This is a genomic window from Prevotella micans F0438, from assembly GCF_000243035.1.
Classification (GTDB): Bacteria; Bacteroidota; Bacteroidia; order Bacteroidales; family Bacteroidaceae; genus Prevotella; species Prevotella micans.
The window spans coordinates 1,087,210-1,110,592 of record NZ_JH594521.1 but is presented as its reverse complement, the minus strand read 5'-3'; the positions used below and the strand labels follow the sequence as shown (position 1 = coordinate 1,110,592).

The 23,383-nt window shown below is 44.5% G+C and carries 19 protein-coding genes, 2 rRNA genes and 3 pseudogenes; 13 read left to right on the top strand and 11 right to left on the bottom strand.

Annotated elements, in window-relative coordinates:
• The 8 genes from HMPREF9140_RS04605 to HMPREF9140_RS04570 all read left to right on the top strand — a co-directional run.
• Positions 1 to 245 (top strand): 23S ribosomal RNA (locus tag HMPREF9140_RS04605); the annotation flags it as partial.
• Between the two features lie 147 nt (positions 246 to 392).
• A 5S ribosomal RNA gene (gene rrf, locus HMPREF9140_RS04600) occupies positions 393 to 505 on the top strand.
• An 849-nt stretch (positions 506 to 1,354) separates the two neighbouring features.
• Positions 1,355 to 2,071 (top strand): NTP transferase domain-containing protein, encoded by a 717-nt coding sequence (locus HMPREF9140_RS04595; RefSeq protein ID WP_006952111.1) that lies wholly within the window; start codon positions 1,355 to 1,357, stop codon positions 2,069 to 2,071.
• A complete protein-coding gene (locus HMPREF9140_RS04590) occupies positions 2,068 to 2,847 on the top strand; it encodes a hypothetical protein (protein WP_006952108.1) in 780 nt (259 codons plus the stop codon). Before HMPREF9140_RS04595 ends, HMPREF9140_RS04590 begins: the two co-directional genes overlap by 4 nt.
• Positions 2,848 to 2,855: 8 nt before the next feature.
• A complete protein-coding gene (locus HMPREF9140_RS10740; protein WP_006952105.1) occupies positions 2,856 to 3,821 on the top strand; it encodes a CDP-alcohol phosphatidyltransferase family protein in 966 nt (321 codons plus the stop codon).
• A gap of 6 nt (positions 3,822 to 3,827) precedes the next feature.
• The gene (locus HMPREF9140_RS10735; RefSeq protein WP_006952101.1) at positions 3,828 to 4,529 is read left to right on the top strand and encodes an HAD family hydrolase; all 702 of its coding nucleotides are present in this window, start codon (positions 3,828 to 3,830) and stop codon (positions 4,527 to 4,529) included.
• Between the two features lie 65 nt (positions 4,530 to 4,594).
• Positions 4,595 to 5,902: an inositol-3-phosphate synthase gene (locus HMPREF9140_RS04575; RefSeq protein ID WP_006952099.1), complete on the top strand. Its 1,308-nt coding sequence runs from the start codon at positions 4,595 to 4,597 to the stop codon at positions 5,900 to 5,902.
• Complete coding sequence (locus tag HMPREF9140_RS04570; protein WP_006952095.1) at positions 5,877 to 8,468, top strand: DUF5686 family protein; 2,592 nt, start codon at positions 5,877 to 5,879, stop codon at positions 8,466 to 8,468. The genes HMPREF9140_RS04575 and HMPREF9140_RS04570 overlap by 26 nt, the downstream gene beginning before the upstream one ends.
• A gap of 602 nt (positions 8,469 to 9,070) precedes the next feature.
• On the opposite strand, the pseudogene HMPREF9140_RS04565 reads toward HMPREF9140_RS04570, so the two are convergent.
• The 5 genes and pseudogenes from HMPREF9140_RS04565 to HMPREF9140_RS04545 form a co-directional block, all read right to left on the bottom strand.
• Positions 9,071 to 9,392: pseudogene (locus HMPREF9140_RS04565) on the bottom strand (transposase); the annotation flags it as partial.
• A gap of 159 nt (positions 9,393 to 9,551) precedes the next feature.
• Positions 9,552 to 10,415 (bottom strand): SIR2 family NAD-dependent protein deacylase, encoded by an 864-nt coding sequence (locus tag HMPREF9140_RS04560; protein ID WP_006952088.1) that lies wholly within the window; start codon positions 10,413 to 10,415, stop codon positions 9,552 to 9,554.
• Positions 10,390 to 11,136, bottom strand: a complete 747-nt coding sequence (locus HMPREF9140_RS04555; RefSeq protein WP_006952086.1) for a protein-ADP-ribose hydrolase — start codon at positions 11,134 to 11,136, stop codon at positions 10,390 to 10,392. Before HMPREF9140_RS04555 ends, HMPREF9140_RS04560 begins: the two co-directional genes overlap by 26 nt.
• 7 nt (positions 11,137 to 11,143) lie before the next feature.
• Complete coding sequence (locus tag HMPREF9140_RS04550) at positions 11,144 to 11,593, bottom strand: pyridoxamine 5'-phosphate oxidase family protein (RefSeq protein WP_006952084.1); 450 nt, start codon at positions 11,591 to 11,593, stop codon at positions 11,144 to 11,146.
• Positions 11,594 to 11,601: 8 nt separating this feature from the next.
• Positions 11,602 to 12,408, bottom strand: coding sequence for a nuclear transport factor 2 family protein (locus HMPREF9140_RS04545; protein ID WP_238300883.1), 807 nt, complete (start codon positions 12,406 to 12,408; stop codon positions 11,602 to 11,604).
• A gap of 226 nt (positions 12,409 to 12,634) precedes the next feature.
• Here HMPREF9140_RS04545 and HMPREF9140_RS04540 point away from each other — a divergent pair, with 226 nt between their 5' ends.
• The 5 genes and pseudogenes from HMPREF9140_RS04540 to HMPREF9140_RS04525 all read left to right on the top strand — a co-directional run bounded on the left by HMPREF9140_RS04540 (position 12,635) and on the right by HMPREF9140_RS04525 (position 15,533).
• Positions 12,635 to 12,994, top strand: coding sequence for a winged helix-turn-helix transcriptional regulator (locus HMPREF9140_RS04540; protein ID WP_006952080.1), 360 nt, complete (start codon positions 12,635 to 12,637; stop codon positions 12,992 to 12,994).
• Between the two features lie 147 nt (positions 12,995 to 13,141).
• Positions 13,142 to 13,552, top strand: a pseudogene (locus HMPREF9140_RS10900) (DUF6680 family protein); the annotation flags it as partial.
• 18 nt (positions 13,553 to 13,570) lie between these two features.
• The gene (locus tag HMPREF9140_RS04535; protein WP_026253272.1) at positions 13,571 to 13,999 is read left to right on the top strand and encodes a DUF6078 family protein; all 429 of its coding nucleotides are present in this window, start codon (positions 13,571 to 13,573) and stop codon (positions 13,997 to 13,999) included.
• Positions 13,941 to 14,879: pseudogene (locus tag HMPREF9140_RS04530) on the top strand (RHS repeat domain-containing protein); the annotation flags it as partial. The gene HMPREF9140_RS04535 and the pseudogene HMPREF9140_RS04530, both read left to right, overlap by 59 nt.
• Before the next feature lie 312 nt (positions 14,880 to 15,191).
• Entirely contained in the window at positions 15,192 to 15,533 is a 342-nt protein-coding gene (locus HMPREF9140_RS04525) for a hypothetical protein (protein WP_006952072.1), read from the top strand.
• Between the two features lie 104 nt (positions 15,534 to 15,637).
• Here HMPREF9140_RS04525 and HMPREF9140_RS04520 read toward each other — a convergent pair whose 3' ends face one another.
• From HMPREF9140_RS04520 to HMPREF9140_RS04495, 6 genes are all read right to left on the bottom strand, one after another.
• A complete protein-coding gene (locus tag HMPREF9140_RS04520; RefSeq protein ID WP_006952070.1) occupies positions 15,638 to 17,899 on the bottom strand; it encodes a cation:proton antiporter in 2,262 nt (753 codons plus the stop codon).
• Positions 17,900 to 18,030: 131 nt separating this feature from the next.
• A complete protein-coding gene (pepT, locus tag HMPREF9140_RS04515; RefSeq protein WP_006952068.1) occupies positions 18,031 to 19,254 on the bottom strand; it encodes a peptidase T in 1,224 nt (407 codons plus the stop codon).
• A 128-nt stretch (positions 19,255 to 19,382) separates the two neighbouring features.
• Positions 19,383 to 19,931, bottom strand: a complete 549-nt coding sequence (locus tag HMPREF9140_RS04510) for an HD domain-containing protein (protein ID WP_025073403.1) — start codon at positions 19,929 to 19,931, stop codon at positions 19,383 to 19,385.
• A 7-nt stretch (positions 19,932 to 19,938) separates the two neighbouring features.
• Positions 19,939 to 21,222: a bifunctional folylpolyglutamate synthase/dihydrofolate synthase gene (locus tag HMPREF9140_RS04505; protein ID WP_006952065.1), complete on the bottom strand. Its 1,284-nt coding sequence runs from the start codon at positions 21,220 to 21,222 to the stop codon at positions 19,939 to 19,941.
• A 413-nt stretch (positions 21,223 to 21,635) separates the two neighbouring features.
• Positions 21,636 to 22,769 (bottom strand): molecular chaperone DnaJ, encoded by a 1,134-nt coding sequence (dnaJ, locus tag HMPREF9140_RS04500; RefSeq protein ID WP_006952063.1) that lies wholly within the window; start codon positions 22,767 to 22,769, stop codon positions 21,636 to 21,638.
• 15 nt (positions 22,770 to 22,784) lie between these two features.
• Entirely contained in the window at positions 22,785 to 23,333 is a 549-nt protein-coding gene (locus tag HMPREF9140_RS04495) for a nucleotide exchange factor GrpE (RefSeq protein WP_006952061.1), read from the bottom strand.
• Positions 23,334 to 23,383: the final 50 nt, after the last annotated feature.

The window sequence follows — 23,383 nt, the reverse complement described above, 5'->3', positions numbered from 1 at the left end:
GAGTGGGCCTGTCACTAGTACGAGAGGACCGTGATGGACAGACCTCCGGTTACGTTGTGCCGCAGGTGCACCGCCGGTAGCTGAGTCTGGTTCGGATAAGCGCTGAAAGCATCTAAGCGCGAAGCCGGCCGCAAGATGAGAACTCCTTATAAGGGTCGTCCTAGACCAGGACGTTGATAGGGTGCAGGTGTAAAGACGGCGACGTCAAAGCCAAGCACTACTAATTGCCCAAAAACTTTCATATAAAGAACCTCGAACTTTCAGTAATATCACAAGTCATACGAGAAGCCAAGCCAGCAAGGTAAAGCCAATCTCGCAGCCGACCTGAAAGAGAATCATCCTCAAGCGGGAACTATTTATTACATCTTGCCTGTCAATAATGTCAACCCCCTTTGGGTGGCTATTGCGTCGGTGTTCCACCTCTTCCCATTCCGAACAGAGAAGTTAAGCCCGATTGCGCCGATGGTACTGCAATGCAATGCGGGAGAGTAGGAGGCTGCCCCCTTTAAAACCAAATCCCTCGGAAGCACAGCTCCCGAGGGATTCTTCGTATATATACACTATAAAAACAAAACACATTGTCCCTAATACCAGAAACCACTGGAAGACTACTGGAAAGACCCCCCTGGAATATACATATAAGAAGAACATCTACTCCAGTACTCCTAGAATAATCGCCCGGATATACCGTAAGGAGTTCTTTATATATAAATCTACCGCGCAATCCCATACGGAATCCATTCTCTCTACTCCCAGACTCCTGGAAATTACTTCCGTATTAGCGTGCGATTACATACATATCCCAGAGAGATTACATACGGAGCTCTTTCCAATTACATTTGTATTCCATTCTATTTATATACGGAGACCATTCTATTTACTCCCGGATCTCCTTCTATTTATATATGTACTCTCATTGTTTTCTTAACCGAGAAATTGAATTATCATCACGATGAAAAATTAGTTTCATCATGATGATACAAACGTTTCATCGTGATGATAAATTTGTGTCATCACGATGATAATTCAATTTCTCCGGTATGTCTATGATACAACTCCCTAATGTAAATAGAAGGGAGTATGTATATAAATAGAATGGAGTACGGGAGTAATTGCCGTTTGATACGTATGGAGATACACTTCTGTACGCTTAGAGATGTATATTGGTTCTATTTAGAGTTGATTCCTAGAGTTGTGGAGGTTTATACTTACTAACTACCAAATACCGTGAAAAAGAGAACCTTTAGAGATGATGATTTCAGAGTCTTATAGAATTACGTACCTTTGCCACTGCTGAAAGGAGTTGGTCTACTACCGGAAAAAGAGTCTCCTCTATTACATAATCGAACTGGGAATGAAATATGCAATCATAGCAGCGGGCGAGGGTTCGCGCCTAATATACGAAGGCGTCGTGGAGCCGAAACCGCTTGTGAAGATTGGCGGAGAAGCATTGCTCGGCAGACTAATAAGGATTTTTAAGCAGAACAATGCAACCGAAATTCTTGTTATCTGTAACGAACAAATGAGGTCGGTACATCAATATCTTTTAAAAGAATCGTCGACAATGGTGCGAACAATCGTGAAGTCGACTCACAGCTCGATGCATAGCCTTTACGAACTAAGTAAGAATATGACGGGTGAGCCCTTTGTTCTGACAACTGTTGATACTGTGTTTCGTGAAGATGAGTTTGCCGATTATGCAGATACTTTTATTAAATCTGCTTCAAACGGAGTAGATGCATTGATGGGAGTAACGGAATTTGTAGACGACGAAAGTCCGCTTTACGTGGGCACGGGTGACAATATGACGGTTAACGGCTTTTATGACACTGTGCCCCTCGGAGGATGCAAATATGTTTCGGCCGGGATATATGGTTTGACGACTCGTACACTGGAAACTCTCCGGAAATGTATTGAAAGAGGCGAAAGCAGAATGCGTAATTTCCAACGGGCGTTGATTACAGACGGGCTTTGCGTGAAAGCCTATCCCTTCTCTAAGGCGTTCGACATAGACCATACTAAAGATATTTTGAGAGCCGAAGAGTTTGTTCGTGAAGGAGGTATAGAATGAGAATTCTCGGAATATTTCGTGATGAACGCTTTTCGCCTAACTCTGTGCAGAAAGACCGGGATATCATGCTTGATGTGCTAAGCAGATTGTCTGAAAGCCGAACGACTAGCGAAGAGGAAGCAATAACAATTGTTGAACAATTCGACCTGATTCTCAACATGGGACGTTTGCCGAGTACAATGTCTTGGTTGAAACAACAAGAAGATAATGGTGCAAGAGTTGTAAATTCGGCACGAGGCGTGGAGGCATGCCGGCGAAGTAAAATGGCTGAAATAATGAAAGCATGCGCTATTCCCACTCCTTCGGAAAAGGGCAACGACGGATATTGGATAAAGCGAGGAGATGCTGCAACACAACAAGCCGAAGATGTGAAATATTGTGCGAACAAGATTGAACTAGAGAAAGCAAAGAAAGATTTCGTAGCCCGTGGAATAAACAATTTCGTTGTACAGGCACATGTGCAGGGCGACTTGATTAAATTCTACGGAGTTGAGGACACAGGGTTCTTTCGCACATTCTATCCTGGCGATGACGGAATAACAAAGTTCGGCAATGAAATAGTTAATGGTCGGCCGCACCATTATGTCTACGACGTCGAGAAGTTAAGAGTAACTGCCGAATTATTGTCGCGTAAGCTCAACACTCCGGTGTTCGGGGGAGATGCAATAGTGACTCCGGCAGGCGATTTCTTCCTTATCGACTTCAATGACTGGCCCAGCTTTTCGCGCTGCAGAAACGAAGCAGCCAATGCCATAGCAAAGCTGGTTAAATATTGAGAACAATAATGACAGATACGAATATAGAAAACAAGAGTTTCAAAGAACTGTTGAGAGCCTCGTTAAAATCGGATGAAACCGAAGAATGGCTCGATATACATTTCAACCGACCGGTTGGACTGTTCTTTGCTCTTATGTGGCACAGACTGGGCGTAAAGCCTAACGCTATAACCATCATGTCAATATTCCTGGGTATAGGTGCTGGCTATATGTTCTACTTCACAGACCTGACGCACAATCTCTTCGGAATATTTCTCATGATGATGGCCGATTTCTGTGATTCAACCGACGGGCAATTGGCACGACTCACCAATCAACGCTCGATGAAAGGACGTTGTCTTGATGGATTTGCCGGTAACGTGTGGTTCTTCGCCATATATTTGGCTATCGCATTGCGCCTCTGGAATCAGCCTGTACCAGGAATGATAGAGCAATGGGGCATTTGGGGATTGGCGCTTGCCGCATTAGCATCGTTGTTGAGCCATTCTCCGCAGACATCGTTGAGCGACTACTATAGGCAGATACATCTTTATTTCCTCAAAGGAAAAGACGGTTCAGAGCTCGATTCTTATGCCGAAGAACGCAGAATTGTAGAGGAACTGAGAGAGAAGAAAGATGTTTTCTGGGATTGGGCATTTCACATAAACTATCGAAACTATTGTAAGAGTCAAGAGCATCGTACACCTGCTTTTCAACGCCTTCATGCCAAAATAAAGAATAGATACGGCAGTATTGAGGCTCTTCCGCTAACAATTCGCGAAGAGTTTCTGAGGAACAGTAGGCCGCTCATTCCGCTAACCAATCTGCTTACGCTCAATTCGCGTCTTATAATTATATACATAACGTGTTTATTGAATTGTCCGTGGGTTTATCTGTTGGTGGAAATAACGATATACAACCTTATATATATATATATGCACAAACGCCACGAGGCTCTTTGCGAGCGTCTATCGGCTGAAATACAGAACTCTTAACCGAATATGAAAGGATACATCTTCGACTTTGGTGGTACGCTTGATACCGCTGGCACACACTGGGGAAAAATGCTTTGGCATGCCTATGAACGACAGAATATTCCGATAGAGGAAGAAGATTTTCGTAATACCTATGTCTATGCCGAGCGAGAGTTGGAAAGAAAGGCTATCATACGGCCTGAAAGTAGCTTCCGCGAAACACTCGAAGCGAAGATTGAGCTGGAATTCGAATATCTCTCCGAACAAGGTTTGTTGGAGCAAACTGGTTTCAGTCTGGTGAGTATGCAAACAGCGATGTTGAACGATTTATATAGGAAGGTGAAACTAATCACCGCTGAGAGTCGTACAGTATTGCTAAGTTTGAAAGAAAAATATCCACTCGTGCTCGTGAGTAACTTCTATGGCAACATGAACACAGTGCTGGTCGAGTTTGAACTCGATAATCTCTTCGATAGAGTAGTTGAAAGTGCTGTGGTAGGAATTCGTAAGCCTGATCTACGTATATTCCAACTTGGAATTGACGCTCTGGCTCTTAAATCCGAAAATATCACAGTGGTTGGCGACAGTTATTCAAACGATATTCTTCCCGGGCACCAGCTGGGTTGCCGCACTATTTGGTTAAAAGGCGAAACGTGGAAAAATGAAAAGGACGACCCCTCGGCTGCCGACCTGATTATATCGTCGCTCAATGATTTAACAAGTGAATGAACGACAGCTTCGGTTGTAATAAACAATAGAGTAACTAACCTGTTTAAATTATAAAATACGCAAAAATGAAACAATCAGAAGTAGCCCCGGCAACGGGTAAACTAGGAATCATGGTTGTAGGTTGCGGAGCAGTTTCCACCACCTTTATAACCGGTGTGTTAATGGCTCGTAAGGGACTTGCAAAGCCAATTGGTGCAATGACCCAGTACGACAAAATTCGTGTCGGAAAGAATGCAGAGAAGAAGTATCTGCACTACAAAGACATCGTACCGCTTGCCGAGCTCAAAGACATAGTCTTCGCGACATGGGATGTTTATCCGCAGAATGCATATCAGGCCACAATCTATGCTGAAGTTTTGCAGCCAAAGGATATTGAACCTGTGCGTGATGAACTCGAAGCAATACGTCCACTTAAAGCTGCTTTCGACAAGAACTACGCTAAACGGATTGACGGCGACAACGTAAAAACATGTCTAACACGCTGGGAGATGGTTGAGGAGCTGCGCCAAGACATTCGCAATTTTAAGCAACAAACAAGGTGCAGTAGAGTTGTGGTTCTCTGGGCTGCATCTACCGAGATTTATGTGCCCTACAACAAGCAATATCACAAGACGCTTGCTCAACTTGAACAGGCAATGAAAGACGATGTGCGCGAGCAAATTGCCCCTTCGATGTGCTATGCCTATGCAGCCTTAGCCGAAAGTTGCCCTTTCATAATGGGTGCACCGAACACCACTGTCGATATTCCTGCGATGTGGGAGTTTGCCGAAAAGATGCGTATGCCTATAGCCGGAAAAGATTTCAAAACTGGTCAAACGCTTGTCAAATCGGGCTTCGCACCAATCATTAAAACTCGTAATCTGGGGTTGGCCGGATGGTTCTCTACAAATATTCTGGGTAATCGTGATGGTCTTGTGCTAGACGAACCAGCTAACTTTCATACCAAGGAAGTTAGCAAACTTTCAACGCTCGAAACAATTTGCAAGGCCGATGAACAGCCTGATCTATACGGAGATATCTATCATAAGGTACGCATCAACTACTACCCCCCACGCAACGATAACAAGGAGGGATGGGACAATATTGATATTTTTGGATGGATGGGATATCCGATGCAAATAAAAATCAACTTTCTCTGCCGCGATTCAATTCTAGCCGCGCCATTACTGCTAGATCTTGCACTGCTCAGCGATCTTGCCGCACGCGCCGGCCGATATGGCACGCAACGTTTCTTGAGTTTCTTCATGAAGAGTCCGATGCACGATTACACATGCGGTGAGGAAGCAGTCAACAATCTTTTTGAGCAATACACAATGCTAAAGAATGCAATCCGCGAAATAGGCGGATATGAAGCCGATGAAGAAATCGATTAAAATAACATTCTCTTTCATATTGTTCTGGACACTAACAAATACTGTTGGTGCCCAGACTTTATTTTTAGATGCTTCTGCGCCTAAAAACATGCATTGCTATATTGTCGACTCACAAACAGGCGACAGTATTCCATACGCCAATGCCATATACAAGAGTCTCAAACTAACATATTCGGCTGACGCTTCTGGAACTCTGGATATCGAACGCCACGAAGGACAAACACTTACCGTTACGGCCGTGGGCTATAAGACACGACGGGTGAAAATATCTGCCGACACTCCGGAATTACTTAAAATAACCCTTATTGCCGATTCCAAGCAACTCGACGGAATTGTAGTGCAGGCCAAGCGCAGACGCAGATATTCCAGAAAGGATAATCCTGCCGTGGAGTTAATGCGACGAGTTATAGCTGCTAAGAAACGTACAGACCTCGAAAATCATGACTACTATCAGTTCGATAAATATCAGAAGGTCACGATGGCCATCAACAACATAACCCCTGACGACCTCGAAAGCACCATCTTTAAACGAACCCCATGGTTGCTCAACCAGGTAGAGATGTGCCCCTATAACAATAAATTAATTCTGCCTTTCTCGGTCGACGAGACCCTTACGCAATATGTCTATCGCAAACGTCCGCGCGACGAAAAAAGCATTGTAAAAGGGCAGTCAACAAAAGGAATCTCCAATCTCATCCAAACGGGCGGAGCCCTCAATACTGTCGTGAAAGACATCTTCAAGGATATAAACCTTTACGACGACCAAATAGCCCTACTCGAAAGCCGGTTCCCTTCACCGATCGGCTCAACAGCCATATCATTCTATCATTTCTACATAGATGACACCGTTTACGTGGCTGGAGACAAATGTATACGCCTTCAGTTCATGCCAGCCAATCAGCAAGACTTCGGATTTCGTGGCGAACTCTATGTACTTGCCGACAGCTCTCTGCATGTAAGGAAATGCGACATGCAGCTCCCTGCCGGAACAGGTGTGAACTTCGTAGAAACAATGAAATTCGAGCAGGAGTTTTCAAAGCTACCTAGCGGAGATTGGGTGCTCACAACCGATAATATGGTGGCCGAACTTATGCTAACCGATTTCCTTCAAAAGGCTATAGTCATACGCACCACCGGTCTTACCGACTACTCCTTCGACCCTATTCCCGAGAAAATATTCAAAGGTCGCTCCAAGCTAACATATGATGTCAATGCAAAAATGCGCGACGACGACTTCTGGAAACAACACCGAATCACCCAGTTAACTAAAAGCGAAAGTGAGATGGACAATTTCATCCATCAGATGTCGCAAACCAGGAATTTCAAATGGCTTCTCATAGGCACAAAAGTTCTAATTGAAAACTTCCTAGAAACAGGAACCGAAACAACGCCCAGCAAAATCGACATTGGCCCCCTCAATACCATCGTTTCAAAGAACTATGTAGACGGCATCCGATTCCGAGCATCGGCTCGAACAACAGCCAAACTCAATCCACACTGGTTTTTCGAGGGATATTATGCCTATGGAACCAAAACTCACAGGAACTACTATGATGCAAAACTCACTTATTCGTTCAATAAGCCCGAATACCAACCCATCGAGTTCCCAATCAGAACCCTATCATTCGAATCAAATAGCGACGTTGAATCGCCATCCGATAAATATCTCGTTCACAATAAAGACAACATCTTCATGACCATACGCCCTGTTAAGGTTCAGAAAATGTATTTCTACAACAGGCAGAGACTAAGTTTCATGTGGGAATCGAATTACGGACTCGCTACCGGATTCGACTTCACAACAGAAAACAACCGACCCACCGGCGACCTAGTTTATCTACGAATGGATGGCTCGCCAGTACAAAAACTCCGCATGACCGAGTTGCGACTCTCACTAGAATATCGACCAGGACAGAGCTATATTAACTCGAAGCAGAAACGTCTCACTGTGAATCTAGATGCACCCATTTACAAACTAACCCACACCCTAGGTTTACGTAATGTCTTCGGCTCGGAATTCAACTTCAATCAAACCGAAGCTTCGTTCTACAAACGAATATGGCTAGGCAGCTGGGGCAGTTTTGACATACGCCTTATGGCCGGTGCACAATGGAGCAAAGTGCCCTTCCCACTACTAATAATGCCCCCAGTGAACACCTCGTTCTTCGAGCATCAAGGTTCGTTCAACCTCATGGAAAACGTAGAATTCGTCAACGACCGCTATCTGCAATTCAACATCGCATGGAATCTCGAAGGAAAAATATTCAATCGCATACCGCTTCTCAAACGACTCAAATGGAGAGAATATGTGGCCTTCAAGGGCATGTGGGGAAAACTCACCGACAAAAATAACCCATATCTACCGCAGAATTCAGCTGATAAACAACTGTACCGATTCCCTGGAGACACACACATAATGAACAAAGAACCCTATCTTGAAGCTGTATTCGGCATACATAACATCCTGAAAGTTCTTGAAGTAGATTACGTCCGACGCCTAACCTACACCGCCTATCCCAATATTTCGATAAACGGAATCCGCTTCGGGTTCAATTTCACCTTTTAGTATATGAATGTTTTATAGGATACGAGTCTCAAGAAAATTTCAAGCTTTGAAACTGTGCGTTCCCCCCCCAAAAAAGGATAAGAACTCAAATCGCTTTGGACAAGAATGTTGAGAAGAAGCTTAAACGATATTTTGAGAAGCATAAAATACAAATGAGAATTTGTTATTCTATCGACTTAAGTAACGTCTCATACGAAAGAGGTTACAAATAGCTAAGGATGACTTTCGGAAAGGGAAATATATCGTAGTGGGTTTCCCTGGAGAATTATTCACCCATTATGAATATTATAAGACACACGGTTACAAAGGTGTCTCTTTCAATTCCAAGTTAGAATATCTTATATTACGGTTGAATGACAAATAATATAACATAGGAAGTTCTAATATATGAGGAAAATCTCAAGTATTATCGTGACCATAATCTGCACTATTCTTTTCCTTGTCTATAGCCTTATAGACTACATAAACAATTATCTCGTTTTCCTACCTAACATGCCAGAAGCATATTTCTCTGAGAAAAAATGGAAAAAGAAACTTAGAAGTATTGATTATCCGTAAGTGAGGGAATATTTTTAAGTATTAAAAACGTGAGTTCGACGAATTCAGAACAATGTAAGCAGTGTATCAATCGTCCTTTGTACATTGATGCACGGCTTCTTTGGGAACAGATAATAGGCAGCAATTGCCCCGAATAAGTTGACGATGAAATTTTCTAAGCATCTATTTCTGGAGTGTTCCACCTGCGCAATGTTCTTAAGTTCATCATTCACCGTCTCTATAATGGCTCTTTTTCTGAGTAAAAGCCTGTCTGAAACACTCATTAACGCTCCTTTCATGTTACCCTTTAATTTGGTAATAAGCTGTATTCCATCAACAAAAAGCCTTTGAAAAGAGGTTCTTGCCGATGTAGCCTTTGTCAGCATAACTTCTACCTTTGACATCGTAGAATCACGATGATACCTCCACTAAATTTATAGACACTTATAATTCGTCGAATTCACGTTAACTACAATAGAGGTAATTCAGTGAAAGAAAAAGGATTAGAATGGAGTTATGGGATGGAGTTTTCATTACTACCCCCAACTACATACTTCTTAGATTGAATAAGCGTTTTACCACATCACCCAGTTCTTCTGTAAAGCAGGTGAAGTTAAATACATTCTCCTGCATCAATTGCGGATAGTCGCGGTTAAAGCGCACGAGTGAGATATTTGAATTACTTGCAGCCATTTGCTCAAAGGGGAAACGAATGATGGATGGCGTGTTGAAACCGACACCAAACTCAAGTAAAAGAAGTTTATGTCCCCATGCCTTTCCTACAAACTCATGATATGCTTCTTTTTGGCGGTGCCATCGTTCATCCTCAACAAAAGTATCATCACAGCGCAGGTTGGGACTCATCAGTTCTCCTGTAAGAGGGTGATGAGGGATCAGTTCTGTGGGAACTCTACAGTCTATGGTTGCTGCTAAGGCCTGCTTTACCCAAGATTCATTATAGACAAGCGTCTTCGTACTTCCGTTTCTTGCCTGCAAATAGGCATAGTCTCCTTGTGTCGCAAATATCTTTTCCTTTGCAAATCCAGATTTTTCAAACTGTGCATCAACATTTGTTGTTATCACGAAATACTCTTTTCCCTTGATAAGTTGCAGAATGTTATGATACAGTTCCGTTCCACCCGTACGAAAACGGGAGAACCAGATGTGCTTTGCCCAATATGCCCATCGTTCTTCTTCGGTCTTGAACGGATAAAAGGATGAGGAATAAAGATCAGTGATGCCATATCGGTCTATCCAAGGTTGAAATTCCCTTTCAAATTCCTTTCCGGCGTAATCCAATCCAGCCGCAGCCGACAGGCCTGCCCCTGCTCCAATCAATATATAATCAGCATCGGCAATAAGCCTGCCTACATGGGCTATTCTTTCAGATAAGCTGTTGGTAAATGTCATAATCAGTATCGGTGAAAACGTTGAATACGATAGTCTTTATGTGTTTCCTTGAAAATTTCTTTATGGTTTTTACGGCTATCTCCGCTGCCAATTTCTGTGGAAAACGAAATACTCCCGTTGAAATACAGCAGAAAGCAATACTCTTCAATCCATGCTCTTCGGCTATCCGAAGACAGGAACGATAGCAGGAAGCGAGCTGTTCCTCTTGTTCTTTTGTTGGTATACCATTGGGAATAATCGGACCAACGGTGTGAATGACATACCGTGCGGGGAGATTAAAGCCTGGCGTTATCTTGGCCTGTCCGGTAGGTTCTTCATGTCCCTGCGTCTGCATCATCTCATTACAGGCACAGCGCAATTGTATGCCGGCAGCAGAGTGAATAGCATTGTCAATACATGAATGAAGAGGAATGAAACAGCCAAGCATCTGACTGTTTGCTGCATTGACGATGGCATCTACTTTGAGTCGGGTTATATCCCCTTTCCATAGTTGTATGCCTTCCTCAGCTATTTCAACGATTCCTTTCTCTTCACGCTGCCTGCTTAGCTCTTCGTCTTGCGCATGGAGCAATTCGCTGGATGGCAGAGACGGTTGCCATACGTTCATCAAAGCCCTCATCAGCTGTTGTTTAAGTGGAAGGGTTCTCGGAATATCTATTTGTTCTCCCGTTTCCTTCAATAGTATTTTAAGTGCATGGTCTATATTCTCTAGTCTATCCATTTATGTTTTATTTCTTTGTAAACCGCTCTCCAACAAATCCTGCGCCTTCTGTTCCTTCCAAAAGATTGAAATGACGGAAGACCGGAGGAGTAGGTCGAAGGTCATAATAATCCATTTCCTCTATATTGAAAGAGAAGTAAGCCAGTTTGTCGTAACCGCTGTAAAGCCGCTGCAGAACAGGATTATGCTCGTAAATCCAACGCTTACATTCATCGTCTACATTGAAATTGGCTTTCCCTGCGCAACGCACCGAAACCTGTCCGTGCATGGCGAGAATCTCTATGTGCGGATTCTGTTTCAACTGTTGGTAAACGGCTTTTTGCGATGATGTGGCAAAGTAAAGCGTAGTTGTTTCTTGCCGCATAATCTGAAAGATACGTATTTTGGGCAGGTTGCCCTCGCTCGTGGCGAGGGCAACTTCCTTATGCAGACTTAAAAAGTGGAGTGCTATTTGCATGGCGTAGCTTAATTCAGTCCATTAAACTTTCCATTCTGATGCTTCCATTCGCTTTCAGGCGCAATGGTTTCCATTACATCCCAATGTTCGGCTATCTTTCCATCCTCCACACGGAACAAATCATAATAGCTGGTGGGCTTACCTGCAAATGCTCCCTCACTGACAGCAAGAACGAAATTACCGCAACCAAGAACCTTGTGCAACCTGAAATACTCCATCTTGATGTTCTGCTTTGCCAATGTTTCCAATGCACTGCCAAGTCCGTCCAGTCCGTCTGCAATAGATATATTGTGCTGGATGTAGCTGTTCCCGTTGAAGTAAGAAGTAAGACGCTCTGGGTGCTCACCTTTCAGTACGTCAATGACAAAGTTCTTCACCAACGCCTTGTTCTCTTCTGTCTTGTCGAAGTCTGCAAACTCTGTTGTACCATCAAATGGAGTATGGCCAGAGGGATTCTTACTACCATCATAAGGCATGAGGTTGTCCCAATGTTCCACAATCTTTCCATCTTCAAAACGGAAGATGTCAAAACCTGCTTTTGGACCATAGAAGTTGTAATCAGTCTGCGCAACAACAAAGTCGCCATCACCAAAGGCACGTACAGTATTCACCCTTGCCTTCTCCGGGTAGTCTGCCAACCCTGCCAAAGCTACTCCGAAACCTGCCAGACCATCGCCCACGGTCAGGTTATGCTGTTTGTAGTTATCTGCGTCTACATATCCCACAGCAACCGTGTCGCCAGTTTCGATTGCTTTAAGGAGTGCTACTACCTTCTGAACATTCTCGTTCTCTGCCATAAATGTTTTCTTTTCCATTGTCATTTATATTTTAAATTATTGTTTGTTATTACTTTTGACGATGCGAAGTTAGCACAAACAATCACTGCTTACAAGAAGGCACAAAATGGTGATATACTTACCAAAAAGTAGGAAATAGTAATATATGGAAACTTTCTGAAAACGGCATTAATAAATATTAAGTTATGAAGAATACGTAACTGGCATTCTTTTCATACCTTTGTTTGGTAAAGACATTGAAGCAATGACAAACAAAAATGTTGACCCTGCTTATTTAGCCTGCCCAATCCGACAAGTCATCAGCCGCTTTGGTGACAAATGGTCGATGCTTGTCCTCTATTCGCTTCATAACAGTGAGACTGGCGTGTTACGTTTTAGCGAGTTGCATAAGCACATGACCGATTGCTCGCAGAAAATGCTTTCTTCAACGTTGAAGAATTTAGAACAATATAACTTAATACATCGCGAGGTTTATCCTGTCGTTCCGCCACGTGTGGAATACTCCCTCACAGACACGGGCAAGTCGCTCATGCCTGCCATCAGTTCCCTTATAGACTGGGCAAACCTACACTTTGATGATGTCGTTACAAAGCAAATCTTATAAGAGAAATCCAGAAGCACATAGGAATGATTCTACATTGAAGCTCACCTCAATTCATACATCAATATTCTTATTTTCCCTATTCTGTATTACTTCTCAATGCTCTTATATTTATCCAACAACCTTTCCAAATCCAAAGCCTTATAGAGTATCTTCCCTGAATACCAAGATAGAAAAGCCAAGAAAGATGCTCAATTACGACTTTTTCTAACGTTAATGGCTGACAGAAAATCTAATCCAATAACAAAAGAATGGGTGGATGCTCTAAATACTATTGATGTCGTCTTTCAAGATAATAATAAAGTAAGACATGCTTGGAGAGAGTATCTTGATAGCCTGAATGACAAATCGCCACATTTTGAGAGTAGCAATTCGTTTCGACTTGATTTGCTTTCTGAGATGGCAATGGCTCTTGGGTATAAAAACCTGAAGCAGACCGAAATTGACCGTTTTTATTCTCCAAAATATTTTGGTTCCCAAATGAGCCGTCAAGAAATTCTTTTCCAAGAAAACTTACGTGTTTTAATGCATTCCAAAAATTGTGCTGAAGGTTTTTCTGAGGAAGAAAGTGAGGATAAATTGCCATTCAACTTCACTTCTGTCCCATCCACATGGGAACTCTGTTTCAACAAAGATTGCACGCACAAGGACACTTGCATGCACTATTTTGCCGGTCAGCATCTGCCTGCCGACAAGATGATGGGCTTTGCCATCTATCCCAATACCTTGCAGAACGAGAAGTACCGGTTCTACATAGAAAAGCGGATGATACGCGCAACGTGGGGATTTCGCAAACTGTTTCTCAACGTAAAGCACGTGGACGACACACCGATACGCAGAGAAATCCAGCAATACCTCAGTAGTCGCCCCACCTACTACCGTTACATGAACGGACAGCTCACCCTAACACCCAAGCAGCAAAAGGGTATTATAAATATCTTCCGCTCATATGGCTATACCGAAGAATTGGACTTCGATAACTACATCGACCGTTACTCATATGAATAAAATAGAGTCTCAGAAAAATTCCAAGCATTGGAACGCACAGTTTCATCCTATGAAACGCATGATTCCATCCTATGAAACCTACAGTTTCATCCTATGGAACGCACCGTTTCAGTGCTTGAAACTCTACGGATGCCAGTATTTGACAAATCACTCACTTATCAGTGATAAACGCATAGCAAGTAAGTTCGGTATGGGCAAGTTCAACAACGTCTATGGCATCAGTGGCAATAATGTCACGGCCGGTCAGAAAGACTATGCCGCCCGTATGCTGGAAATAGAGAAACAGCGCGAGGAGTATTATAAATCGCTCGGTACACCTCCGGGTGTTCCTACGATGAAGGGCGCAACGGCAGATCCTGACAACACCCACCGTGGTTATAACGACATTATTGGGGATTTGGGCGACCATTCCGTGCCTGAAGGTTGGGTGCAGCGACCGAAGATAAATACCACACCGGGTACACCTCCGGGGCCACCCATCCAATGGGGAGCACCCGAAGACCCCGACAATGCGCAGCCGGGTTATGGTTATGTCCCTGCTGACACAACCAACATCGAGGATATCTTCTTCTACCATAGTGACCATCTCGGCAGTACATCTTATATTACCGATGCCAAGGCCAACATCACCCAGTTTGATGTTTACCTACCGTATGGCGAACTCCTTGTGGATGAACATACATCTTCAGAGGATATACCGTATAAGTTCAATGGTAAGGAATTCGACCAAGAGACGGGATTATACTATTACGGAGCGAGTTATATGAATCCTATTGCAAATATTTGGTATGGAGTAGACCCATTGGCAGAGAAATATATTCAGACCAGTGTTTATATATATGGTGGTGGAAATCCTATTAGAATAATTGACCCAAATGGAATGGGATGGGTTGAAACCGAAGACAAGAAAGCTTATTGGGATGAAAGGGTTAATTCTGCTGAGGAGTGTAAACGCATATGGAAACTTCATTATGTATGAGAACCTAAACAAAAATGATTTAAATTCATTTGATAGTTATAGAGGGCTCGAGATATTAAATGGCTTATCTGTAGGAAATTTGGGATTTTTATATGGGACAAGTGCGGAACAGGGGAAAAATGGATATTATGAGACTAATCTATCAAGATCGTTTGGGGTGAGCCTAAATGTCAACCCTGTACGTTTTGATTTATCAAAAGGAGGAGGACGTACATGGATACCATTTTTTTAAGAAAATATGCTTTATGGCCAGTCCTTTGTGTAATTCTTTTTCTCATTTTTATTAAACAAGGGAAGTTGTCAAATCATTCGTATAATGAGGATGTTAAAAGGCAATCTTATAGTGTGAAAGTTATAAGTATAAAGAAGACACGTGAATATTATATTAGCGGTATTGACACAAATGGATATCTTATTGAATTAGTTATATCTCCAAAGTGGAATCTACGTACAGTACAAGTCGGAGATAGTGTAATAAAAAAGGCAAATAGTTATGAGATAAGAGTTGTGACGAGACAAAAGTCTATAATATTAACCCCTGAATTGCCTTTATAAACGTAGCAGATGTTTCTAATCACCATTTTTCAAGTCGAAACGCACAGTTTCAAAGCTTGAAATTTTCTTGAGACTCGTATTTAGGTTCTGCCAATCGCAGGGTTTTATGCTTGTTGGAGGGATAGGAGACGGTCGATGTCTGTTTTTTCGCCGACTATCCAGAGAATGTCACCGGCGGTGAGGATGTGCGATGGTTTGATGGGTGAGAGATTCTTTTGGCCTTCGTCTACGCCAACAATCATACAGTTGTATTTGTCGCGAATGCCACTTTCTTGAAGGGTTTTGCCAACGAATGGGTCGCCAGAATGAATCATGAGTTGGTGCAAGTCCATTTCGCGCTTCTCAATGTCGGGGTCGCCGGAAATGAGATTATCGTTCACTGCGGTGTCGAAGGCTGTGAGCTGTTCGTCGCTTCCGATGGCTTGAATCTTGTCGAAAGGGAAAAGGTGCGTTCGTCCGTTGGGAATGTTGATGCGCTGTTTGCCGCGTAGAATACTGCTAACGTGGATACCGAACCGACGGCCGAGATTGAGTTCTTTGAGCGTTTTGCCTGCCCAGATGCTGTTTTCGGGCAATTCGATGTCGGAGATGTGTACGTCACGATCGCGCAGGTTTCGTGCGAAATTAGGTTTGTTATATCCCAGTACTACGGCTTCTATATCCTTTGAACGAAGGTTCTGCACAAAGAGTCGTTCCATGCGTATGCTTCGCTTTTTGAGCCCTCGTGATAGCCACATTGGGATTATCGAAGCCATGGCTATGCTTGCAATGAGGGCCATGGAGAAGTGGCTGAGTCGGTTGAAGATGTAGAACACAAAGCCTACGACAATCATCACTCTCACGAGGATGGTGAAGAGTAACGGTAGTCGGTTTCGACGTTGAGCGTTCCAAAGATAAGTGAATTCCTCACTGTGGTTTTTCTTAGCGATGATTGCGCGAAGGAATGGGGCAATGATGATGAATGTGAGAACTCCGCACACAATATTGGCCCACCATCCTTGTGGCATCAGGTGTTGCGCGAAGGGGAGGAATAAGGTGAGCATGAGTACAATTGCGGCTATGGTGAGAATGGAGTATATGAGCGTGTTGCGAAGCATGGCTGTGATTAATGAACGCCATTTGCTGTCGGATGCGAGTCGTTCTTCGCCGGTTGTCATTCTGTCTAGGGCTTTGAGCCATTTGGTTGGCAGATGTCTTTCTATGAAGTTGTGACACGGCACGGATGCTCTGATGGTGTAGGGTGTGAGGAAGGTTGTGATTGCGGAGCCGGCTACGATAACGGGATAGAGGAAATTACCTATCACGCCAAGCGACAGACCGAGCGATGCGATGATAAATGGAAATTCGCCTATCTGTGCCATTGAGAAGCTGCATCGCATGGCTGTTTTGAGTGATTGTCCACTAAGTACGAATCCCATTGTTCCGAAGATGGCTTGTCCGAGAATAATAGCGCCTACGATTACAAGAATCGGTATGGCGTAAGCTACTAGTACGTCGGGGTTGACGAGCATTCCAACTGATACGAAGAACACTGCGCCGAAGAGGTCTTTTATAGGGTCGACAACCTTGGCTATCTTAGTGCCTTCGACAGTTTCGGCCAGAATGGAGCCGATGACGAATGCTCCGAAAGCGCTGCTGAATCCCACCATCGACGAGACGATTGCCATGACAAAGCATAGGCCGAGCGAAACAATAACGAGGATTTCGTTTGTAAGTAACTTCCTAACCTTGCGCAGTAGCATAGGGACGAAGAAGATTCCAACGACGAACCACAGAACGATGAAGAATCCGATTTTGAAGAGAATGCCCACAAACTGTCCGCCGTCAACGCTGTTTCCTTCGGCTATTGCAGAGAGCATCACCATTATGATTATAGAGATTACATCTTCTAATACCAGAACGCTTAGCACTAGCGTGGTGAACTTTTGCTGTTTGAGTTTCAGGTCGGTGAAGGTTTTGTAGATGATGGTGGTGCTACTGCATACTCCGAATATAGAGGCCAGGAAGATGCATTCCATGTGAGTCCATCCGAAGATGTGACCTGCCATATATCCCAGTCCGAGCATCGAGAAGAATATAGTGCTTACGGCAATGAATGGCGATGTACCGAGTTTCAGAATCTTCTTAAACGAGAAGTCAAGTCCCATCGCGAAAAGAAGGAAAATCACTCCAATGTCGGCCCAGGTTTGAATGTCGGTTTTGTCCATTACGCTCATGGTGTAGGGCATATGTGGCGAAACTAGAAATCCGGCCACGATGTATCCCAGTACGAGGGGTTGTTTGAGTTTTTTGAATAGAAGCGTAACGATACTTGCAACGGCAAGAATCAATGCGAGATCTTTGACAAGGGAGGGGAGTTCCGACATATATTGTGTTTACTTATCCTGAATTTATTTTATAAATGCTTTCTTCCTTTATTAAGGGCGATTTAGTTAAGCTTTTCGCCCGCTCGTCTGTGTTTCGAGGCGGGCGGGCGAATGAAAAAAGAGGGTATTACTTAGTCGTTGAATTCGGCTGTGAGGCGGCAGATGTTTATGATTACCTGCATGGCTTTCTCCATCACCTGAATAGAAACGAATTCGTGCGGACCGTGGAAATTTACTCCTCCGGCGAAGATGTTCGGGCATGGTAGCCCTTTGAAGCTTAGTTGGGCGCCGTCGGTTCCTCCACGTATGGGCTGTACCTTGGGAGCAACGCCGCTTTGTTCCATTGCTTTCAGAACAAGGTCAATGACGTGCATGTTCGGGTCTATTTTTTCCTTCATGTTATAGTATTGGTCGCTGAGCTTGAGTTCTACGGTGCCTTTGCCGTATTTGGCATTCATTTGTTTGGCGCACTCTTCCATGAATCGTTTACGGGCTTCAAATTTTTCGCGGTCGTGGTCGCGGATGATGTAGTTTAGTTTGGCTTCCTCGCATCGTCCTTCGATTCCGGTGAGATGATAAAATCCTTGATAGGCTTCGGTGGTTTCGGGAATATCGGTTTCGGGAATCATATTATTGAATTCGCAGGCCAGTCGTCCGGCGTTTATCATTTTGCCTTTGGCGTAACCTGTGTGAACACTTACTCCGTGGATGAGCACCTTTGCTGCTGCGCCGTTGAAGTTTTCGTATTCGAGTTCGCCCAGGTCACCGCCGTCGATGGTGTATCCCCATTCGCATCCGAACTTTTCTACGTTGAAATGGCGTGCTCCGAGTCCTATTTCTTCGTCGGGGTTGAAGCCTACTCTTATGTCTCCATGTTCGATTTCCGGATGGTCGCGCAGGAAGCACATTGCCTGAACGATTTCGGCTATTCCGGCTTTATCGTCAGCACCGAGAAGTGTTGTGCCGTCGGTTACGATTATATCTTCGCCTTTGTGAGCGAGTAGTTCGGGGAACATTTTTGGCGACGAAATCATATTTGGGTTGAGTTGTATGTCGTTTCCGTCGTAGTTTTCCACGATTCGTGCTTTTACGTTGGCTCCGCTTGCGTCAAGGGCTGTGTCGTAGTGTGAGATGAATCCGATGGTTGGGATTTTTTTCTTTGTGTTGGCTGGGAGAGTGGCATAAATGTAGCCCATCTCGTCCATTTCTACATCTTTGAGTCCTTCGCGTTCGAGTTCTTCTTTGAGATATTTTGCGAAGGTTAGTTGTTTCAATGTGCTCGGCACGGTTTCTGAGTCTTCGGCTGACTGGGTGTCGAACTTTGTGTAATTAATAAATCTTTCTGCTATTTCCATAGGATTATATTGAATGATTGATTTTCATTGTATTTACGTTGCCTTATATGGCTCGCAAAGATAGGTAAAAAGCCCTGTAACGGCAAAATGTGTCGGGTGGTTGGCCGGTAGTGTTATTGCCTTGTGTTTTACAAGGTTTTTTCGGCGAAGAGGGAGTGCCAGATTTGGAAGCGAGCAAGTTCTTCGGCACCGAATTTCGAGATACTTTGTTCGGCTTCCTCGATGGTTTTCTCGTGGTCGAGATGAGTTTTGGAGAAGAACTTATCGGCATAGCAGATAATTTTTTCCTCGATGGTTTCAGGGAGGAAATTGCGATGGGGTAGGGGGAGGTTCTGTTCGATTATGCTTGTACGGGTTAGGCCGGCACCGGTGTGACGTTCGCACACTCGGGCGTGTTCTGGAAGGCCTTCGTGGCGCATTAGGTTGGCGCCCAGAATGCCGTGGCATATATAGGGCTCGTTACCTAAACATTCTATTCCGGGGGCGTTGCAAAGGTATATGCCGATGTCGTGCAGCATGGCGGCTTCTTCGATGAAGGTTTCATTAGCTTTGAGTTCGGGGTGGAGTTGGGTTATGCGAAGGGCTTTTTGGGTTACGCTGCGACTGTGTTCCAGCAGAATGTGGCGCAGCCGATTATTGGTGGGATAATATTTTTGGATGATTGTCTGATAGTCTATCATTTCTTCAAACTTTAAATGGTTTTGCGCTCAGCAAATCGGCCACTAAGTAGCTTGAGCCGCCTATGAATATGAAGTCGGTTTTCGAGGCGTCGGTCAGCGCGGTTTCGTAGGCTTCGAGTACTGTGCTGAATTGTTTTCCGACGAGGTGATGCTTTCTGCCGCTTGTTTCTATGGTTCTGACCGGAATTGCGCGATGGGTCGATGGTTGAGTCCAATAATATTTGGCATTGCGTGGCAGGATTGCCATGACGCTTTCGAGGTCTTTGTCGTCGACCATTCCGAAGATGATGCGTTTCGTCTGGCCTGGTTGTGATTCGATTTGTGGGGCGAGAAACTGCCATCCGGCCAGGTTATGTCCGGTGTCGCATACAATTGTTGGATTGTTGCCGAGCTTTTGCCATCGGCCCATCAGTCCGGTTGACTCGCATACGGATCGGAGGCCGAGACGGATGCTATCCGGGCGACGGATTATGTTATACCGGGACAATACTTGCGCAGATGTGAGAATGGTGTTGATGTTACGGGTTTGATATGTGCCCTGAAGCTGGCCTTTAATTTGGCCGAAGTGCTGTGTGAGATAGGTTGGCCCATCGTGAACTTTGATAACTTCTGGCTCGTCGTCGGCAAAAATTATCGGGGCTTTAAGTCGATGTGCTGTATTTTCGAATACCTGTCTAGTTTCAGGAAGTGTTTCGCCAACCACCACTGGTACTGCGGCTTTGATGATGCCTGCCTTTTCGGTGGCTATCTGGCCGAGTGTGGAGCCGAGGAATTGGGTGTGGTCGAGCGAAATATTAGTTATTACAGACAGTTCTGGGGTGATGATATTCGTGCAATCCAGACGGCCGCCGAGGCCTACTTCAATCACGGCGATGTCGACCTTTTGCTCGGCGAAATACTTGAATGCCAGAGCCGTGGTTAGTTCGAAGAACGATGGGTGCAGGGGCTCGAAAAAGTTGCGATGTTTTTCGACGAAGTTCACGACATATTGTTCAGATATCATTTCACCGTTTACGCGGATGCGCTCGCGGAAGTCTACGAGATGCGGACTGGTGTAGAGCCCCACCCTCCATCCATCGGCTTGCAGAATTGAGGCTATCGTGTGCGAACACGAGCCTTTTCCGTTTGTTCCGGCGATGTGAATAGTGCGAAATTGGGTGTGTGGATGGCCGAAATATTGGTCGAGGGCCTGGGTGTTGTGCAATCCCTCTTTATAGGCCGCTGCACCGATATGCTCGAATACTGGGGTGCTATTGAAAAGGTATGTTACAGTTTCCTGATAGTTCATCATTATTATTTTTTGTCAATGCCATATGCATGGAGAAATCGGACATCATAAAACGCCTTATGCGCAATGCGCATGGCTACGATATCACCTTTTATATAATATGCGCAAGGTTCGGTTTAAGAGAAACTCCCGCTCGACCTTTATGCCGGATACATGTACAATCGCTCGTGTTTTTGTCGGATTATATATTTATCCTGTCCCTTGACGGATGGGATCGGACAGACACGAGGTCTGTCCCTACGTGTGGTCGTTCCATCCGAGTGGTCGTTGGGTAGAAATTGCCGGCATATCGCCAAATTGTGCAGATGTTTTAGCCCCTCGAACCTACGGATAATATGCACGCTGCATAGGCTCGAAAAAATTATGTGAAAGCCTTATGCAGCGTGCATCGACGTTTTGAATTAGTTTACTGATTAGTTGAACAGCATTCTGAAGTTTCGGAATATGGTGGCCTTGGTTTCCTGGTCGCCTTTGAAATTCTCGCTATTACTCATGCTTTCCACGGCCTGTCTCTCACTGGCTGTGAGTTCTTTCGGAACGAAAACGCTTAGTTGAACAATCAGGTCGCCTGTGTCGTTGCCATATCCTTCGACTGCCGGAAGTCCTTTTCCTCGTAAGCGGAGCGTTTTGCCGGGCTGTGTGCCGGGTTCAATTCTGATTTTCACACGAGTGCCGTCGATGGTTGGAACTTCAACTTGGCCGCCGAGTGTTGCGGTAGGGAAATCGAGCAGAAGGTTGTAGATGACATTTTGTCCGTCGCGCACGAAAGTGTCGTTTTCTTCTTCCTCGACATAAATCTGGATATTCCCAGGGATACCGTTGTGACGAGCGTCGTTGCCTTTGCCCGGAACGTTTATAACCATACCTTCTGACACACCAGCTGGAATTTTCACCTCGACAACCTTCTCGCCTTTTACGATGCCTTCGCCTCCACAATGTTGGCACTTATTAACTATTATTTTGCCTTCGCCACGACAAATGTGGCATGGTCCCTGGGTTTGCATAAGACCGAAAATGCTTTCGCGAGTTCTTATTTCCACGCCCGAACCGTTACAATTTGGACAGGTTTTGATACCGTCATTACTTTCTGCCCCTGTGCCGTGACAGTGCTCGCAGGTTATATCCTTTCGTAGTTTGAAACGCTTTGTGACGCCTGTTGAAATTTCTTGCAGTGACAGGCGAACTCGTAAACGCAGGTCGGCTCCGCGAAACTTTTGCTGTTGAGCTCTACCTCCGCCACCATGCCCGCCGAACACTTCGCCAAACATGGAGAATATGTCGTCCATTGAGAATCCTTCGCCGCTGAATCCATCACCGAATCCTCCCGGGGCGTTGAATCCGAACTGGTCGTACTGTTCACGTTTGCGAGCGTCGTGCAGAACATCATATGCTTCGGCGGCCTCTTTGAACTTCTCTTCGGCCTTGATGTCGTCCGGGTTACGGTCGGGATGATATTTGATAGCCAGCTTTCGATAAGCCTTTTTAATTTGGTCTTCAGATGCGTTTTTATCAACGCCTAGCACCTCGTAGTAATCTCTCTTTGCCATTGCAGTTTTCGGATATTATTGTCCAACCGCCACTTTGGCATGGCGAATAACCTTATCGTTCAACATGTAGCCGGTTTGTACACAGTCTATAACCTTTCCTTTCTTATCGTCGTCCACTCCTGGCACCATTGCAATGGCCTCGTGAAAGTTGACGTTGAAATCCTGGTCTTCAGTTTTGATTTTCTCGACGCCTATGCCTTCTAAAGTCTTTACGAATTTCTTGAATATGAGGTCGAAGCCTTCTTTGATGGCTTTTGGGTCGTCGGTATTGTCGGCCAGTGCACGCTCGAAATCATCAAGTACAGGAAGGATGATGGCAATAGTTTTTTCGCTTCCGTTGAGCAGAAGTTCGGCTTTTTCTTTGAGTGTTCGCTTTTTGTAGTTCTCGAATTCGGCGAAGAGTCGAATGTATTTGTCTTTCCAATCGGTTTCCTCATCGGTAGATTCGGTTCCCTCATTGGTTGTTTCTTCCGGCTGACTTTGTTCTATTTCTTTCTCTTCGTGAGTATTAACCGACTGTTCTTCGGCTTCAATATTGATTTTTTTGTCTGTGTTGTCGCTCATAATTGTTTTGTTTGTTTGATAGGTATATGGCTTCTCAAATGCCATGCCAA